This window comes from Mesorhizobium sp. ESP6-5, assembly GCF_020164695.1.
Lineage (GTDB): Bacteria > Pseudomonadota > Alphaproteobacteria > Rhizobiales > Rhizobiaceae > Mesorhizobium > Mesorhizobium australicum.
Map to the genome: position 1 here is coordinate 294,147 of NZ_JAIUGR010000003.1, position 15,368 is coordinate 309,514.

Consider the following 15,368-nt stretch of genomic DNA (forward strand, 5'->3'; position numbering starts at 1 on the left):
AACGGAAGGAGGCAGACATGGCCGAACGGTCTTTTGCCAAGGAAGTCGAAAAACTCAGGCTCGGCGCCGGCGAGGAATTCGCCGGCGAGGGCATCCTCGCCATCACCAAGGCGCTGCTGCAGTGCGGGGTCGGCTATGTCGGCGGCTATCAGGGCGCGCCGATCAGCCATCTGATGGACGTGCTGGCCGACGCGCAGGACATTCTGGGCGAACTCGGCGTGCATTTCGAGGCGAGCGCCTCGGAAGCCACCGCCACCGCCATGCTCGCCGCTTCGGTGCATTACCCGATCCGGGGCGCGGCGACGTTCAAGTCGACCGTCGGCACCAATGTGGCTTCAGACGCGCTGGCCAACCTCGCTTCCGGCGGCGTCACCGGCGGAGCGCTGATCATCGTCGGCGAGGATTATGGCGAGGGCTCCTCGATCATGCAGGAGCGCAGCCATGCCTTCGCCATGAAGAGCCAGGTCTGGCTGCTCGATCCCCGTCCCAACCTGCCGTCCATCGTCAAGGCGGTGGAGGATGGCTTCGAACTGTCGGAAATCTCCAACACGCCGGTCATGCTGCAGGTGCGGATCCGCTGCTGCCACGTGCATGGCCATTTCATCGCCAAGGACAACAAGCGTCCGCCGATGACGGTCGCCGATGCGCTCGAAGCACCGCGCCGCGACACCGGCCGTATCGTTCTGCCGCCCGCCTCCTTCCTGCACGAAAAGGAGAAAGTGCAAAAGCGCTGGCCGGCGGCGGTGGATTTCATCGCCAGGAACAAGATCAACGAGTTCTTCGGCTCGGACCATGGCTCCGTCGGCATCGTCATGCAGGGCGGCATGTACAATTCAGTCATCCGTGCGCTGCAGCGGCTCGGCCTTGCCGACACCTATGGCGAGACGGATGTGCCGCTCTATGTGCTCAACGCCGTCTATCCCTTGATCGACGACGAATTCCTCGTCTTCTGCGAGGGCAAGCAGGCGGTGCTCGTCGTCGAGGAGGGCCAGCCCAACTACATCGAACAGGCCTTTGCCGCGATGCTGCACAAGGCCGGGCGCGGCACCAGGCTGGTCGGCAAGGAGCACCTGCCGATGGCTGGGGAATATACCGGCCAGATCATGCTCGACGGTATCGGCGCCTTCCTGCGCGCCGAGGCCCCGCATCTGCTGCCGGGCGAAGTGCGCGCACCCAACAAGGTCGGCGACGGCGTCGACACGGCGGACCTGATCAATGTCGTTCCAGGACGACCGCCCGGTTTCTGCATCGGCTGCCCGGAGCGGCCGATCTTCGCCGCGACCAAGCTGGTCGAGCAGGCGCTCGGCAAGCACCACATCGCTTCCGACATCGGCTGCCATCTGTTCTCGATCATGCCGCCCTTCGAACTCGGCGCCACCACCATGGGCTACGGGCTCGGACCAGCCTCGGCCTCGGCGTTCAACGCGCCCGATGCCAAGCGCCGCTCGATCTCCTTCGTCGGCGACGGCGGCTTCTGGCACAACGGCCTGACCTCATCGATCGGCAATGCGGTGTTCAACAAGAATGATGGCGTCATCGTCATCGTCGATAATTTTTACTCGGCCGCCACTGGCGGGCAAGACATCCTGTCGTCGCGCGCGGGCAACAAGACCAAGTCGACCAAGCATCCGATCACCGAGGCGGTGAAAGGCATGGGCGTAAAATGGCTGCGCCATGTCGACCGCACCTACGATGTCGGCAAGATGCAGGACACGCTGCGCGAGGCGCTGACGACGGACGAGAAGGGGCCAAAAGTCATCGTCGCTTCGTCGGAATGCATGCTCAATCGCCAGCGCCGTGAAAAGCCGCTGGTCGACAAGGCGATCAAAGGCGGCGAGCGTGTCGTCAAGCCGAAATTTGGCGTCGACGAGGACATCTGCACCGGCGACCATGCTTGCATGCGGCTCTCCGGCTGCCCATCGCTGTCGGTCAAGTCGCTCGACGATCCGCTGCGCGACGATCCGGTCGCGTCGATCGACCAGAACTGCGTCGGCTGCGGCAATTGCGGCGAGGTCGCCGATGCGGCGGTGCTGTGCCCGTCCTTCTACCGCGCCGACGTCGTGCACAATCCAAGCCGCTGGGACCGTTTCCTGGAGACGGCGCGCCGCGCGACGATCGGTTTCCTGCAGAGGCGGCGCGAAGGCCGGCGCCTGATATTCGCCGATGCTTGATCCCGTTCCTTCCTCGCGCCCCCGGTCCGGTGCTGCCGATGAGCCGGTGATCAAGCTCGCCGTTCTGGCCGTCGGCGGCCAGGGCGGCGGCGTGCTCGCCGACTGGATCACCGACGTCGCCGAGCGCAATGGCTTTGTCGCGCAATCGACCTCGGTCGCCGGCGTCGCGCAGCGCACCGGCGCCACCATCTACTATATCGAAATGGCCCGCGACACCGGCCGCCTGCCGGTCTTCGCGCTGTCGCCCTCGCAGGGCGATGTCGATATCCTGATCGCCGCCGAATTGATGGAAGCCGGCCGAGCCATCATCAGGGGCTTCGTCACCCCCAACCGCACGACGCTGATCGCTTCCTCGCACCGCATCGCCGCCGTGTCGGAAAAGATCGAACCGGGTGATGGCCGCGCTTCGTCGTCCAAAGTCCACGCCACGGCGGAGGCCGCGTCGAAGCGCTTCATCGCTTTCGACATGGAAAAGATCGCCGCCGACAACGGCTCGATGATCTCGGCCAGCCTGCTTGGCGCGCTGGCCGGCTCCGACGCGCTGCCGTTTACCCGTGAAAGCTACGAGCAGGCGATTGGCACCGGCGGCCGTGGCGTCAAGGCCAGCCTCGCCGCTTTCGCGGCCGCGTATGATCGTGCGCGCGGCACGGCGGCGCCGACGGCGAAACCGGCGATTGTCGGATCTGCCTTGGGTTCGGGACATGTGAGTGGCCCGCGAAACTTGTTGCAGGGATGGCAGGCGCTTGCCGCTCGCATCGACCTGCTGCCGGTTGCCGTGCGCGACATGGCGCTCAGGGGCCTGAGAAAGGTCGTCGACTACCAGGACATCGCCTATGGGCGCGAATATCTCGACCGGCTGGACAAGGCCGTCGCGATTGACAGCTTGGATCCAACCCATGCGCTGTCAATCGCGGCCGCCAAGCATCTGGCCAACGCCATGTGCTATGATGACATGATCCGCGTCGCCGATCTGAAGACGCGCTCGACCCGCGCCAGGCGGGTGCGCAAGGAGGTTGGCGTCAAGGATGGTTCGGTCCTGCAAGTGACCGAGTACTTCCATCCGCGCATCGAGGAGTTCTGCGGCACGCTGCCGGCGAGGCTGGGCAGCTACATCGAGGACCGGCCGAAATTGGCAGCCTTCCTCGACCGCCGCATCAACCGGGGCCGCCGCATCCGCACCGACAGCTTTGCCGGCTTCGCCGCTTTGTGGTTCATCGGCGGCCTGCGCCGCTGGCGCCGCCGCCTGCTGCGCCACAAGGTCGAGACCGCGCATCTTGACCAATGGTACACGCTCGCGCTTGGTTACGTGCCGGCGGATTACGCGCTTGCCGTCGAAATCCTCAATTGCCGCCGGCTGATCAAGGGCTACAGCGACACGCATGTGCGCGCCCAGTCGAAATTCGACCGCGTGCTGTCGGCGCTTGATCTGCTCGAGGGCAGGGACGACGCCGCCGACTGGATCCGCCGCCTGCGCGAGGCGGCGCTGAAGGACGAGAAGGGCGACATGCTCGACGGCGCGCTGAAGACCGTGGCGACCTTGGGTCCGGCAACGGGCAACTGAGCCGCACGTCCCGACAGACTTCACCGGGGCACCGGCCCCGTTGGTATGCTCGAAGCCTCGGAGGGTCACCCCGTGGCGCCCTCGGTCCTGCGAGGGCTGGTTTCGACATTCGGACCATCAACCGGTTTGGTGAACGCTGTTCATTTTTCCTCTTGAACGATGTTCAAAGCGTGATAGAGTGCGATTGTGAACGACGTTCATTTCGCAGCGGCCGAAAGCCGCGGATGGGCAACAGCGCAGCAAGGAAGTTTAACAGCTCAGGACTATCACTCAAACTGAACAGCGCCTGCAACCCGCAGGGCCTATCGGCACACTGTCGAAGGGTTCCGCCAAATGGAAATCGCCATGAACACGCATCTCATGCTTTCGCGGCGCTTCGCGCCACTTTTCTGGACGCAGTTCCTGTCCGCCTTCAACGACAATTTCCTCAAGAACACGCTGGTGTTCCTGATCCTCTTCACACTGGCCGCCGATCAGGCGGCCTCGCTGGTCACTTTGGCCGGCGCGGTGTTCATGGCTCCATTCCTGCTCCTGTCGGCGCTGGGCGGCGAGATCGCCGATCGCTTCGACAAGGCGCTCATCGCCCGCCGGCTGAAATTTGCCGAGATCGGCGCCGCTGCCGTCGCGGTCGTCGGCATCGCGCTGTCCTCCATCCCCGTGCTGATGACCGCGCTGTTGATGTTCGGCATCATCTCGGCGCTGTTCGGGCCGATCAAATACGGCATCCTGCCCGATCACCTCGAACGCAAGGAATTGCCGGGCGCCAACGCCTGGATCGAGTCGGCGACTTTCGCCGCCATCCTCGGCGGCACCATCGCCGGGGGCGTCGTCTCGGCCGATGGCATCGGCGTCTCGGTCTTCGGGCCGATCATGATGATCCTCGCCGTCGGCTGCTGGGCCGTCAGCCGCCACATCCCTTCAACCGGTTCCGCGGCGCCCGACCTCGTCATCGACAGGAATGTCTTTCGCTCGACCTGGCGCCAGGTCAGCGAACTGCGCACGGACTCACGGATCTGGCGCGCCGGCCTGATGACGTCCTGGTTCTGGCTGATCGGCGCCATTGTGCTTTCGATCCTGCCGACGCTGGTCAAGAATCAGCTCGGCGGTGGCGAGATCGCGGTCACCGCCTATCTCGCGGTGTTCGCTATCTCGATCGCCATTGGCTCGGCAATCGCCGCGTGGATGTCGCAGGGACGCATCGTGCTCTTGCCCGCACCGGTCGGCACGGCGCTGCTGGCGCTGTTCGGCCTCGACCTCGCATGGACCATCTGGAGCATGCAGCCTTCGCCCAGATCCGAAACCCTTGGCCTCTTCTTCGCCGGGCCAAACACGATCCGTGTTGCGATCGACCTCGCCGGCATGGCCATTTCCAGCGCCTTCCTCGTGGTGCCGACCTTTGCCGCCGTGCAGGCCTGGTCGCCCGAGGCGCGCCGCGCCCGGGTCGTCGCCGCGGTCAGTATCGTCAACGCCGGCTTCATGACCGTCGGTGGCTTGCTCGTCGCCATCATCCAGGCAGCCGGCGTCTCGACGGGAGGCATCCTGTTCGGCCTCGCCCTGGCCAATGCCATCGCCGCCTGGCTGATGCTGAAATACCTGCCGACCAATGCCTTCCGCGATTTTGTCTCCATTCTTTTCCGCGCCTTCCATCGGCTGGAAGTCGAAGGCCTGGACAATCTCAAGGCCGCGGGCCCGGCGCCCATCCTGGCACTGAACCATGTCAGCTTCCTCGATGGACCGCTGGCTCTGACGCTGACCAATGAGGAGCCGGTCTTCGCCATCGACTACACCATTGCGCAGGCCTGGTGGATGAAGCCGTTCCTGAAACTGACCCGCGCGCTGCCGCTCAATCCATCCAAGCCGATGTCGACACGCACGCTGATCAAGATCGTGCAGAACGGCGACCCACTGGTTATCTTCCCCGAGGGCCGCATTACCGTCACGGGCGGGCTGATGAAGGTCTATGACGGTGCCGCCATGGTGGCCGACAAGACCGGCTCGATGGTGGTGCCGATCCGCATCGAAGGGCTGGAGAAAAGCCCCTTCTCGCGGCTGACGGCGCAGCACGTGCGCCGCCGCCTGTTCGCGAAGGTCAAGGTGACCATACTGCCGCCGGTCAGGCTCAAGGTCGACGACGAGCTGAAGGGACGCAAGCGGCGCGCCGCCGCCGGCGCCGCGCTCTACCAGGTGATGTCCGCCCTCGTCTTCCGCACCCAGCATATCGACAAGACCGTGCTCGAAAGGATCATCGAGACGGCGACCGAGCGCGGCATGAAGCAACTTGCCGTGCAGGATCCGGTCGCCGGTTCGCTGAGCTACGGCAAGCTGCTCACGGCTGTCGCCGTGCTCGGCGAGAAGTTCGAGACACTCTATGCCGGACAGGACACGCTCGGCATCATGCTGCCCAACGCCAATGGCGCCTGTGCAGCGCTGCTCGGCGTCATCTCCGCCGGCAAGGTCCCCGCGATGATCAACTTCACCGCCGGTGCCGCCAACATCCTGTCCGCTTGCAAGGCGGCGCAGGTAACCACCATTCTGACCTCGCGGGCCTTTGTCGAGCAGGCCAAGCTTGGCGCGATCGTCGAGGAGATCGGCCACTCGGTCGATACCGTCTGGCTCGATGATCTGCGCGCGACCATCGGCCTCAAGGACAAGCTGCTCGGCCTGCTGCGCAAGAGTACGCCCAGGGTTGCCCGCAAGGCCACCGACCCGGCCGTGATCCTGTTCACCTCGGGCTCCGAAGGGACGCCGAAGGGCGTCGTGCTCACCCACCGCAACATCCTGGCCAACGCCGCGCAAGCCGCCTCGCGCATCGATTTCCATTCGGGCGACAAGGTGTTCAACGTTCTGCCGATCTTCCATTCCTTCGGCCTGACGGCGGGCACGGTGCTGCCGCTGGTGTCCGGCGTTCCGGTCTATTTCTATCCGTCACCGCTGCACTACCGCATCGTGCCGGAACTGGTCTATGCCTCGAACGCGACGATCATCTTCGGCACCGACACCTTCCTCAGCGGCTATGCGCGTACGGCGCATCCTTATGATTTCCGCTCGGTGCGCTATTGCTTTTCCGGTGCGGAGCCGGTCAAGGCCTCGACCCGCGAAACCTACATGGAGAAGTTCGGCCTCCGCATTCTCGAAGGCTACGGCGTTACCGAGACGGCACCGGTGATCTCCATCAACACGCCGATGTACAACAAATCGGGCACGGTCGGAAAAATCATGCCCGGCATGGAATATCGTCTGGAACCGGTGATCGGCGTCGAGGGCGGTGGACGGCTGTTCGTGCGCGGTCCCAACGTCATGGCGGGCTATCTCAGGGCCGAAAAGCCGGGTGTGCTCGAACCGCTGCAAGATGGCTGGCACGACACTGGCGACATCGTCAGCATCGACGATGCCGGTTTCGTCAGCATTCGCGGCCGCGCCAAACGCTTCGCCAAGATCGGCGGCGAGATGATTTCGCTGGCTGCGGTGGAAGCGCTGGCGGGCGAGCTGTGGAAAGGTTCGCTCTCGGCGGTCGCGACCGTACCAGACCCGCGCAAGGGCGAAAAACTGGTGCTCGTCACCGAGGCCGAGAAAGCGACACGCGCCGAGTTTCTGGCGTTCGCCAAGGCAAACGGCGCCATGGACCTGATGGTGCCGGCTGAAGTGCGCGTCGTGGCGCATGTGCCGGTGCTTGGCTCGGGCAAGATCGACTTCGTCGGCGTGACCAGGCTGGTACGCGGCGAAGCCTTGCAGGCAGCCAAGGTCGAGGCCGCCTGATCGCCGGCGACAGCGAGACGGCGCCACGGTAGGAGACGCGGCGCCGCCAGACCTTCAGGCGATCAGGTTCGTCATCGGCTTCACCGCACCTGAGTCCGGAAACACTTTCTCGCCGAGCACCGAGGCCGAAAGTCCGAACTGGTCGGCGAGCAGGCATTTCAGCACCGCCCTGACGTCGCTGGTCGGCGCTAGGTCGCGCTGCTGGTAAAGTTGCGCGGGCTTCAGCCCCGGCCAGTCGGCGATGACGCGGCCGCCCTTGATGGCGCCGCCGGCGAGCAGCACCACGGTTCCGGTGCCGTGGTCGGTGCCGACGGTGCCGTTGATCCGCGCGGTGCGGCCGAATTCGGTGATGGCGACGATCGCCGTATCCTTCCAGCGCTCGCCGAGGCCTTTTTCGAATTCCTCGAAGGCGCCGTCGAGGCCGCCGAGCAGGCTGGCGAGACGGCCGGTCGCGCCGCCTTCGTTGACATGCGTGTCCCAGCCGTCGAAGGCGAGTGCCGCGACACGCGGCCCGTCATCGGCCGCGATCAGCCTGGCGGCGCCTTGCGCGGCCTGCCGCATGCCGGCGGCGCTGTCGAGGCCGCCTTTCGGCTTCATCGTCTTGGCGCCCATCTGGTCGTCAAGCGCCATGCGATCGGCGTCGAGACCTTTTTGCAGCGCGACGGCCAGAACCGGATCGCGATGCTGGTAGAGATCGAGAACGCGCGCCGCGAGGTCGCCGGCCGGCGCCGGCAGCGATTGCGGCGCCCAGCCGAGCACGGGAGCCGCGCCACGGATCACCAGCGGCGTCGACGGTCCGACGGCCAGGCCGCCGAGCGTCGCCACGCGGTCGCCCGCCGGCAGGTTCTCCAGCGCCCGATTGAGCCAGCCGGTGGCGACATGGCCGGGACCGGCAAAGCCGCTTTCCAGCACATCCTGGCCATCGAAATGCGAGCGCTCGCGATAGCCGGTCGCGGCGGCGTGCACGACAGCCGCCTGCTTGTTCTTGAACAGCCGCGCAAACACCGGCATCGCCGGATTGACCGCGAAGAAAGCATCGAGCGGCAGCGCCGCGTGGGGGCCGGTGAGCGACAGGGCGATGTCGCCATGCAGGCCGGCATAGTCGGGATCGCCGACCGGACCGACGGTCGACAGGCCGTCCAGCGCACCGCGCAGCACGATGACGATCAGGCGCGGGTCGCGGTTGTCGGCGGCACGGGCGAAGCGCGGCAGATAGGCCCAGGCAAACAGCGCGCCGCCGGTCATCAGCACGGCGCGACGGGACGGGTGAGGGGTTTCGCACAGCAGGCTCATGACTTCATCTCCATGGGAGTTGTCGGCGCCGGACCTATCGTTCGATCTATCGTCGCTGGAACTCGGGCGCCATCAGCAGCAGCGCCAGGCCTTGCTGCTTGGACTCCGCGCGGGCGATCGCCTGGCGTGTTTCGGGCGAGGCGGAGGGACCGATGACCGCGTCGAGCATGTCGTTGGGATTGCCGATGTCCTCCACTTGCCGGGCGACCTGCCATGCGATGTCGAGGCGGATCTTCATGCCTTCCGCCGATGCCCAGCTGTCCGCCTGGTCGGAAAAGCCGTTCGGTCCCGGCGGCCGCCAGAGCGGCTCGCCCAGGGCGTTGAGCCAGTTGAGCGACTGGCCAGGGTCGTTCGTCGGGCCGGGACCGGCTGATCGGCGGATGGCCGCGACATAGTCGAAGGGGGAGCGCATCTTGGCCAATGGCGTCGACCACGCTTCCGGCATGTCGACGAGCGCCGCCGCCAATGCCCTGAGATTGCCGTCGCTCTTGGCGAACACCTTGGCGAGGCGGGCGATCGCCGCCGCCGGCGGGTCGTCGGCTATGAAATGGCGGGCAAGTCGCGTCGCGATGTGTTGCGCGGTGGCGGGATGACGGGCGATGTCATTGAGCGCGGCCTCGGCTTGGCCCATGCCGCCAGCCGGATAGGTCTTGCCCAGCAGCACCTCATCGCCAGGTTCATGCGCATTGGCGTTGAAGACGGAACTGCCGGGTTCGCCCAGCCGTCCTTCCCGTCCGGCCATCATCCAGCCGGTCAGGATGCGCGCGAAGCTGGTGACGTCGGCTTGGCTGTAGCCGGCGTCGACACCCAGCGTGTGCAGTTCCAGAATCTCGCGGGCAAGGTTCTCGTTGAGGCCACGTTGGCGGTTCTTGCCGGCGCGGGAGTCCGGGCCGATCGACTGCTGGTTGTCGAGATAGAACAGCATGGCCGGATGCCGCTCCACCGCCATGAGCATGTCGGCGAAGCGCCCGAGCACGAAAGGCCGGATCGCCTCCCGTTCGAACGCCCCGGCGCTGGCGCGCACGATGTTGTCCTTGGCGACGGAGACGCAGAAATGGTTCGACCAGAAATAGACCAGGCGCTCGACGAAGCCGGCCTCTGCCTGCATCGCCTTGTCGAAGCGCGCCTGTGCCTCCGCCCGGAACAACACAACTTCGACAGGCGGCACGGCCGGTTTGGCCTTGGCCGCGGCCGGGGCGACGGACGGCGACATGGCCGGTGCGGCGGGTGGCGGCATAACCGAGGCCGCGGCTGGCCTGCCCGCTGGCGGCTGCTCCGTCGCCATCCGCTGCCGGTCCCGCTTGCGCTGGAGATTTGCCGCCATGCTGGCCTGGATGGCCGGCGTGCTCCCCTTGAGGTCGGCATAGGCGGGATCGTCGAGCGATATCATGGCGACGTCGGGCCGCCGCAGCTCCGCCTTGAGATAACCGCGAGGGTCGCCGGCCAGTCTTTCGCGATCACCCGGCCGGGCTCCAAGGCCGAAGCGATTGAAGACTATCAAGGCGGGATCTGGCAGGGCGGGATCTGGCGCCATGGGCACTTTGGTCACGACAGCCATGTCAACGCTCCATCGTTGGATCTCACGCGAGGCGCGCGACGCCCGATCGGCTGTTTCCCCAGCTCAAACGAGGACAGGCGGCCGGGCAGGCGGATGCCGCTCGGCCCCCCCGCGCTTACCAGCGGTGCCAGCGGTGCCAGTGGCGGTGCGGATGCCAGCCGTAGTAGGCCGGGCCGTGCCAATAGCGGTAGCGCGGATACACCACGACACGGTTGGGAACGCAGCGCCCCCAGTGATTGGGATGCCATCCAGGCCCGCAACCCCAGGCCACGTGCTCGATCAGCGCCGGGGCGGCCGGCTGCGCCACCAGCGGGATGGCGGCGGAGGTCGCGACGGTCGCGACGGTTCCGGTGAAGGCGAGGACGGCTGCCGCCGCATACTGTGTCAGACGGTTCATGATGTTACTCCGAATGTTCTCCGAGAATGAAAACCTGTGCGTACCGATTGGTCCGGAAGGCTGCCCTTCCTCTGGTTAAACGGCCTTGCGGTCGTTTTCCGTCGGCGGTCACGGCGATTTTTTTGGCTCTGCCGTCGGTGGCGGCCCGGCCCGCCTGGCCAGCCCGTCCGCGAGCACGGCGCGATCCGCGGCCGAACCCGCCGTCGCGAACTCGACGATGCGCTGCTCAAGCCGTGTGCGCACGGCGATATCGGCATTGCGCGCCCTTTCCAGCGCGGCCGACAGGGCCGTCGTGTCGAGGACGGGCTGGCGCAGCAGGTCGGCTGCCTCGCGCCTGGCCTGCTGGCCATCGAGGATGACCTGGCGGGATTCGCGCCGCACGTCGCGCAGCGCCTTTCGAAACAGCACGCGTTCCTGGTGGGGAAGCCGGCTCCCGGCGGCTTCCAGCGAATAACCCTGGCCGGGCTTGCCGCTTCTTATCCAGACGGCTCCGCCCGCAAGCGCGCCGGCCAGGAAGACATTCAGCGCCACGGATGCGATCACGAGGTTGCGGCGCGTGCTCATAGGTCCTCCTCGATCGTCTCGCCATCGGACCCGGCATCGCCGAATGCCGTCGCATTGGCATCGAGCACATAGCGGTCGGGCTGAAACTCTGGCGTGACGACGCTCACCAGGGCCAATCCGGCGATGGCGCCGGCCAGGCCGATGCCGGCGAGTCCAAGACCCAGCCACCAGGCCCGTCGGCGCCGGCGCTGGACGAGCAGCCGGTCGGCCATTCGCAGGATGCCGCCGTGCAGTGCCGCGCCAGGCGCCATGACGCCATAGCTGTCGAGCAAGGCGTCGAGTTTGCCTGCCTGCCCCAATATGGCCGCGCCCATCTCGGTCCTTGCGAACGTCGCGCCGGTCGTGCGGTTGGCCTGCGGCCACCGCCGCAAGTCGCCGCCATAGGCCGCCGCCAGAGCCGCAAAGCGCTCGGCATCCATTGCCGGTTCGTTCCTGGACCCATCAGACATCGGTCTGTCCTTTGATCGCGGCTTTCTCATTCATCGACACTATCCTTGGCCAGGATCACCTGCAGCGCCCGCCGGCCGCGCGAAAGCAGGCTTTCCAGGGCATCGACGCTGATCTCCAGGGTCGCGGCCGCCTCTATGTTGGACATCTCCTGATAGTAGACCAGGAGGATCGCCTCGCGCTGACGCGGCGCGATTGCCTGCAAGGCCTGCTCGACCCGATGCGCCTCCTTGCCGGGATGGGCATCGGGAAGCGGGGCGGGATCGACAATGTCCGGCACCTGGTCGGTCACCTGTTCGCGGCGCCGGCGCAACCGGTCGTAACAAAGGTTGAGCGTCACCCGGTGGATCCAGCTGTCGAAGCGTGCATTGCCGCGCCGCCAGCCCGATGCGTGACGCCAGATGCGCATAAAGGTTTCCTGCGCGACGTCCTCGGCCTCCGCCGCATCGCCGAGCATGCGCGCGGCCAACGAAAGGATGCGCGGCAGCTTGCGCGCGACGAGCGTCCGCACCGCCGCGGGGTCGCCGGTGCCGACCCGGCGAACCAGCTCCTCGTCCGGGTCGGGGCTCATGGGTTGGCGCACACCCAATGTCCATCATGCGTCATGGCCTCTTGGTCATTGCTCCGGCTTGGGAGCGGATTTGTGGCCCAGCATCTCGTCGCCCGTCAGAATGCCGTCGCCATTCTTGTCCAGCCTGGCAAAGCGCTTGGCGAATAACGCATCGAGCTCGGCCCGGTCGATGAAGCCGTCATGGTTGGAATCAATGCGCGCGAAGGATTTGGCGGGATCGCCCTTGACGTTGCGCTTGGCCTGAAAGGCCTCCCATTCCAGCAGGCTGATCTTGCCGTCGCCGTCCGTGTCGGCGGCCATGATCGCCTTCTCTCGCCGTTTCTGGAACTTGGCCAGCGTGATGTCGGACTTGGCGGCCGACGATGTCGCGGGGGGCGGTGTGGCGGCCGGTGGCTGTGTCCCTGTCTGGGCCAGAGCCGCGGTGGTCAGCAGGCTCAGGGCAGCGGCAAGGATCGAACGGCGTATCATGCTTCACGTCTCCGGTTGGCGCATTGCCATGGCCCGATGCCATGGTCATGCTTCAACCGTTAAACGTCGTGATCGCAGAAATCCGTCGGTCGCCATGCCTATCACGCCGCTTGCCGGCGATGATGGACTTTGGCGGCCCAGGGTACGGCAGAACACCTCGTCCGGCGCATCTGAATTGCGCCGGGCCGGCCCGCTCGTTGGCGAAGGCGGGAATTACGTCGATTGGTCGGCGGCTATCAACTGATCCGATTTGAAGCCGGCATGCTGGGGGGTCCACACATCGCCGTCTTTGTTGAACCAGTGGCACAGATACATGCCGGAAGCGGCGCCGTCGCTGACCGTCATTTTCGGGCCTCCCGACCTCAGCTTGACGACGTCTCCGGTCTTGAAAGTGTTGGGCATTTGGACCTCCCATGCTGACACCCGACATTTCATACCAAAACCGGGGTCCCGACAATGGCATATGGGTCTTCTGGGCTACTGTCTTATGCGGCAACGCGGAGACATCGCTGACGCGCCATCGGGGCGAACCGGGCAACCCCCCGACAGGTCAGTCCACCTCGATCACACGCCTGGCCGGCTTCCCGGTCGGCTCCCGTCGGCGCGCAGGCGGGGCCTTGTCCGCCAATGCCTCCTGCTGCAGTCTCTGCTCCCTCAGGCGGGTTGTCTTGGCGTCCCTTGCGTGACGCTCGGCATCCAGCACCAGCCTCGCCTCGCGGTCCGCTCTTGCCAGCTTTTCCTTGTCGACACGCCTTGGCAATTCAAAACCTCCTGTCATGGAACTGTCGGCAGGAAATGTGCAACCCAAGTGTCTGTTCCAAAAAAATAGAAATGCGCGGTCCATCATTTGTTATTGAGATTTGAAAATCCCGGATTGCTCGCTTTCGCGAGTTTTCCAAGCCCGGAGCAAGTCGCGACTTGCCTCGCGGGTCTTCGGCCAGATCTGCACCGCTCCCGAGTTGTTGTCGATCGACGGGCAGATCCTTGCATCCATGGCAAACGCAAACGGCCGGGGATTCGGGCCTCTTCCGCGCGTCCAGGCAGCTTCGACCATCGGTTTGAAAAACTGGTGCCGCTTAGGTGACTCGAACACCTGACCCCATCATTACGAATGATGTGCTCTACCAACTGAGCTAAAGCGGCCCGGGAGGCCAAGGCCTCCAAGATGGGCAGGGTGATAGACTCAACCGGCCGCGAATTCAAGATGCGACTTGGCAAATCATGCAAGAGCCGCGCCCCGATCGAAACCGGCGTTCTGGCGTCCCTGCATGCCCGGAATCGCCGACATGTTCCGATTTTGTTTGCCGGAACATCGTGAAAATAGACTTTGGACGGTCTGTCGAGGCAGAATGCGGCTGCCCGCCCGTTGATTGATTGGTCGCCTGCGGCTAACCATCATGAAAGCTTGGGACAATTTGCAGAGGGATCTCGCTTGGACGCGATCGAAAAAGCGATCCGGAACGCCCTGGAAAAGGGCAATGCCGAAGACCGTGCGTTCCGCGAGAGGGTCTATCGTTCGGCCTTCGCCGCGCTCGACCGCGCGCTCCAGGCCAATCCCGGCGTGACCGTGGAAGTCGCCATCAAGCGCCGCAAGGCAATCCAGGCAAAGATCACCGAAATCGAATCCGAGTACCTGCCGGCGGTGCCCGGTGTTGCCCCGCAGATCGACGCGCCGGCGGTCGAGGCCGCGGCCGGCGCGGCGCCCGCGGTCGAGGCGGGCCCAAGGGCGTCATCGCCCGCTGTCGCCGTCGACGGTCCCGGGCAGCCCGCTTCCGACGCACCGCGCTCGCGCGTGCTGCCGGTGGTTCCCGACATCATGCCGGATGCGACCCTGCCCGGTGCGCCAGCCATCGACATGTCGGTTCCAGCCTCTTCCGGTGCCGCCACGGAAGTCGCGCCCAATCGCGATGAGCGGCGCATTCGAGGCCGGCGGCTGCCGCTGACCGCCATTTTCTTCACGGTGACGCTGCTTGCGGCGATTGGCATCGGACTGTACTTCGCCATGCAGACCGGTGTGTTCAAGACCGCCGCGCAGCTCAATACCGCGCCGCCGGAAGCGCCGCCGACCGTAGAGGACGACGATTTCACCCCGGCCGATGGCGCCAACGCGCCGGCAAAGCCCGGTGCCGCGGACCAGTCGCGCGACTGGATCAATGTGTTTTCACCGACCGACCCGACGCATGTCGCCGCTCCGTCCGACGCCAAGGCCGAGGTGATGAAGGACGACAGTGGGCCGTTCCTGCGCATCCAGTCCGGCGCCTCCGGCTCGGCGATCGCCTTCGATGTCGGACAGGGCGTGCTGGAAAAACTCGCCGGCAAGCACGCCGTGTTCGACATCATCGCCCGGGCCGAGGACGGCAAGGACACGCAGATATCCGTCGACTGCAATTTTGGCGAACTCGGCGATTGCGGCCGCAAGCGTTACGCGGTCGGCCAGCAGAAGAACGAATATCTGTTCGACGTGAAGTTTCCCGACAAGCATCCGGGCTCGGCCGGAACCATCGCCATCAATTCCGATTTCGACAAGCAGGGCAAGGCGGTCGACGTCTACGAGATCCGTGTCTCGGTCGAACCCTGAACTG

At 65.6% G+C, this 15,368-nt stretch carries 13 protein-coding genes and 1 tRNA gene; 4 read left to right on the forward strand and 10 right to left on the reverse strand.

The genetic code is table 11. The annotated features are described in order from the left end of the window. Positions 1–17: 17 nt before the first annotated feature. The 3 genes from LB524_RS06035 to LB524_RS06045 all read left to right on the forward strand — a co-directional run bounded on the left by LB524_RS06035 (position 18) and on the right by LB524_RS06045 (position 7,488). Positions 18–2,171, forward strand: coding sequence for an indolepyruvate ferredoxin oxidoreductase subunit alpha (locus LB524_RS06035; protein ID WP_224524398.1), 2,154 nt, complete (start codon positions 18–20; stop codon positions 2,169–2,171). After that, entirely contained in the window at positions 2,164–3,732 is a 1,569-nt protein-coding gene (locus LB524_RS06040) for an indolepyruvate oxidoreductase subunit beta family protein (RefSeq protein ID WP_224524399.1), read from the forward strand. The genes LB524_RS06035 and LB524_RS06040 overlap by 8 nt, the downstream gene beginning before the upstream one ends. A 345-nt stretch (positions 3,733–4,077) precedes the next feature. Next, a complete protein-coding gene (locus LB524_RS06045; RefSeq protein ID WP_224524401.1) occupies positions 4,078–7,488 on the forward strand; it encodes an acyl-[ACP]--phospholipid O-acyltransferase in 3,411 nt (1,136 codons plus the stop codon). Positions 7,489–7,542: 54 nt separating this feature from the next. Here the strand turns inward: LB524_RS06045 and LB524_RS06050 are convergent, their stop codons facing one another. The 10 genes from LB524_RS06050 to LB524_RS06095 form a co-directional block, all read right to left on the reverse strand. Further along, complete coding sequence (locus tag LB524_RS06050; protein ID WP_224524404.1) at positions 7,543–8,781, reverse strand: DUF1501 domain-containing protein; 1,239 nt, start codon at positions 8,779–8,781, stop codon at positions 7,543–7,545. Between the two features lie 46 nt (positions 8,782–8,827). Then, the gene (locus tag LB524_RS06055) at positions 8,828–10,339 is read right to left on the reverse strand and encodes a DUF1800 family protein (protein ID WP_224524406.1); all 1,512 of its coding nucleotides are present in this window, start codon (positions 10,337–10,339) and stop codon (positions 8,828–8,830) included. Between the two features lie 115 nt (positions 10,340–10,454). After that, positions 10,455–10,736 (reverse strand): GCG_CRPN prefix-to-repeats domain-containing protein, encoded by a 282-nt coding sequence (locus LB524_RS06060; protein WP_224524408.1) that lies wholly within the window; start codon positions 10,734–10,736, stop codon positions 10,455–10,457. A gap of 108 nt (positions 10,737–10,844) precedes the next feature. Continuing rightward, a complete protein-coding gene (locus tag LB524_RS06065) occupies positions 10,845–11,300 on the reverse strand; it encodes a periplasmic heavy metal sensor (RefSeq protein ID WP_224524411.1) in 456 nt (151 codons plus the stop codon). Then, a complete protein-coding gene (locus tag LB524_RS06070) occupies positions 11,297–11,749 on the reverse strand; it encodes a hypothetical protein (protein ID WP_224524415.1) in 453 nt (150 codons plus the stop codon). Before LB524_RS06070 ends, LB524_RS06065 begins: the two co-directional genes overlap by 4 nt. A gap of 26 nt (positions 11,750–11,775) precedes the next feature. After that, positions 11,776–12,318 carry an RNA polymerase sigma factor gene (locus LB524_RS06075; protein ID WP_224524419.1) on the reverse strand — a complete coding sequence of 181 codons (543 nt, stop codon included), beginning with the start codon at positions 12,316–12,318 and terminating at the stop codon, positions 11,776–11,778. Between the two features lie 45 nt (positions 12,319–12,363). Beyond that, the gene (locus tag LB524_RS06080) at positions 12,364–12,786 is read right to left on the reverse strand and encodes an EF-hand domain-containing protein (RefSeq protein WP_224524422.1); all 423 of its coding nucleotides are present in this window, start codon (positions 12,784–12,786) and stop codon (positions 12,364–12,366) included. A 213-nt stretch (positions 12,787–12,999) separates the two neighbouring features. Continuing rightward, positions 13,000–13,188 (reverse strand): YodC family protein, encoded by a 189-nt coding sequence (locus LB524_RS06085; protein WP_015314066.1) that lies wholly within the window; start codon positions 13,186–13,188, stop codon positions 13,000–13,002. Between the two features lie 148 nt (positions 13,189–13,336). Continuing rightward, positions 13,337–13,546, reverse strand: a complete 210-nt coding sequence (locus LB524_RS06090) for a hypothetical protein (protein ID WP_015314065.1) — start codon at positions 13,544–13,546, stop codon at positions 13,337–13,339. Between the two features lie 307 nt (positions 13,547–13,853). After that, a tRNA-Thr gene (locus LB524_RS06095) sits at positions 13,854–13,929 on the reverse strand. 289 nt (positions 13,930–14,218) lie between these two features. On the opposite strand from LB524_RS06095, the gene LB524_RS06100 reads away from it, so the two are divergent. Beyond that, positions 14,219–15,364, forward strand: a complete 1,146-nt coding sequence (locus tag LB524_RS06100) for a hypothetical protein (protein ID WP_224524426.1) — start codon at positions 14,219–14,221, stop codon at positions 15,362–15,364. The last annotated feature ends 4 nt before the right edge of the window (positions 15,365–15,368 follow it).

What these genes read in the sequence shown, in the direction of transcription:
- LB524_RS06035 (WP_224524398.1), top strand. Translation starts at nt 18, where the DNA reads ATGGCCGAACGGTCTTTTGCCAAGGAAGTCGAAAAACTCAGGCTCGGC.
- LB524_RS06040 (WP_224524399.1), top strand. Translation starts at nt 2,164, where the DNA reads ATGCTTGATCCCGTTCCTTCCTCGCGCCCCCGGTCCGGTGCTGCCGAT.
- LB524_RS06045 (WP_224524401.1), top strand. Translation starts at nt 4,078, where the DNA reads ATGAACACGCATCTCATGCTTTCGCGGCGCTTCGCGCCACTTTTCTGG.
- LB524_RS06050 (WP_224524404.1), bottom strand. Translation starts at nt 8,781, where the DNA reads ATGAGCCTGCTGTGCGAAACCCCTCACCCGTCCCGTCGCGCCGTGCTG.
- LB524_RS06055 (WP_224524406.1), bottom strand. Translation starts at nt 10,339, where the DNA reads ATGGCTGTCGTGACCAAAGTGCCCATGGCGCCAGATCCCGCCCTGCCA.
- LB524_RS06060 (WP_224524408.1), bottom strand. Translation starts at nt 10,736, where the DNA reads ATGAACCGTCTGACACAGTATGCGGCGGCAGCCGTCCTCGCCTTCACC.
- LB524_RS06065 (WP_224524411.1), bottom strand. Translation starts at nt 11,300, where the DNA reads ATGAGCACGCGCCGCAACCTCGTGATCGCATCCGTGGCGCTGAATGTC.
- LB524_RS06070 (WP_224524415.1), bottom strand. Translation starts at nt 11,749, where the DNA reads ATGTCTGATGGGTCCAGGAACGAACCGGCAATGGATGCCGAGCGCTTT.
- LB524_RS06075 (WP_224524419.1), bottom strand. Translation starts at nt 12,318, where the DNA reads ATGAGCCCCGACCCGGACGAGGAGCTGGTTCGCCGGGTCGGCACCGGC.
- LB524_RS06080 (WP_224524422.1), bottom strand. Translation starts at nt 12,786, where the DNA reads ATGATACGCCGTTCGATCCTTGCCGCTGCCCTGAGCCTGCTGACCACC.
- LB524_RS06085 (WP_015314066.1), bottom strand. Translation starts at nt 13,188, where the DNA reads ATGCCCAACACTTTCAAGACCGGAGACGTCGTCAAGCTGAGGTCGGGA.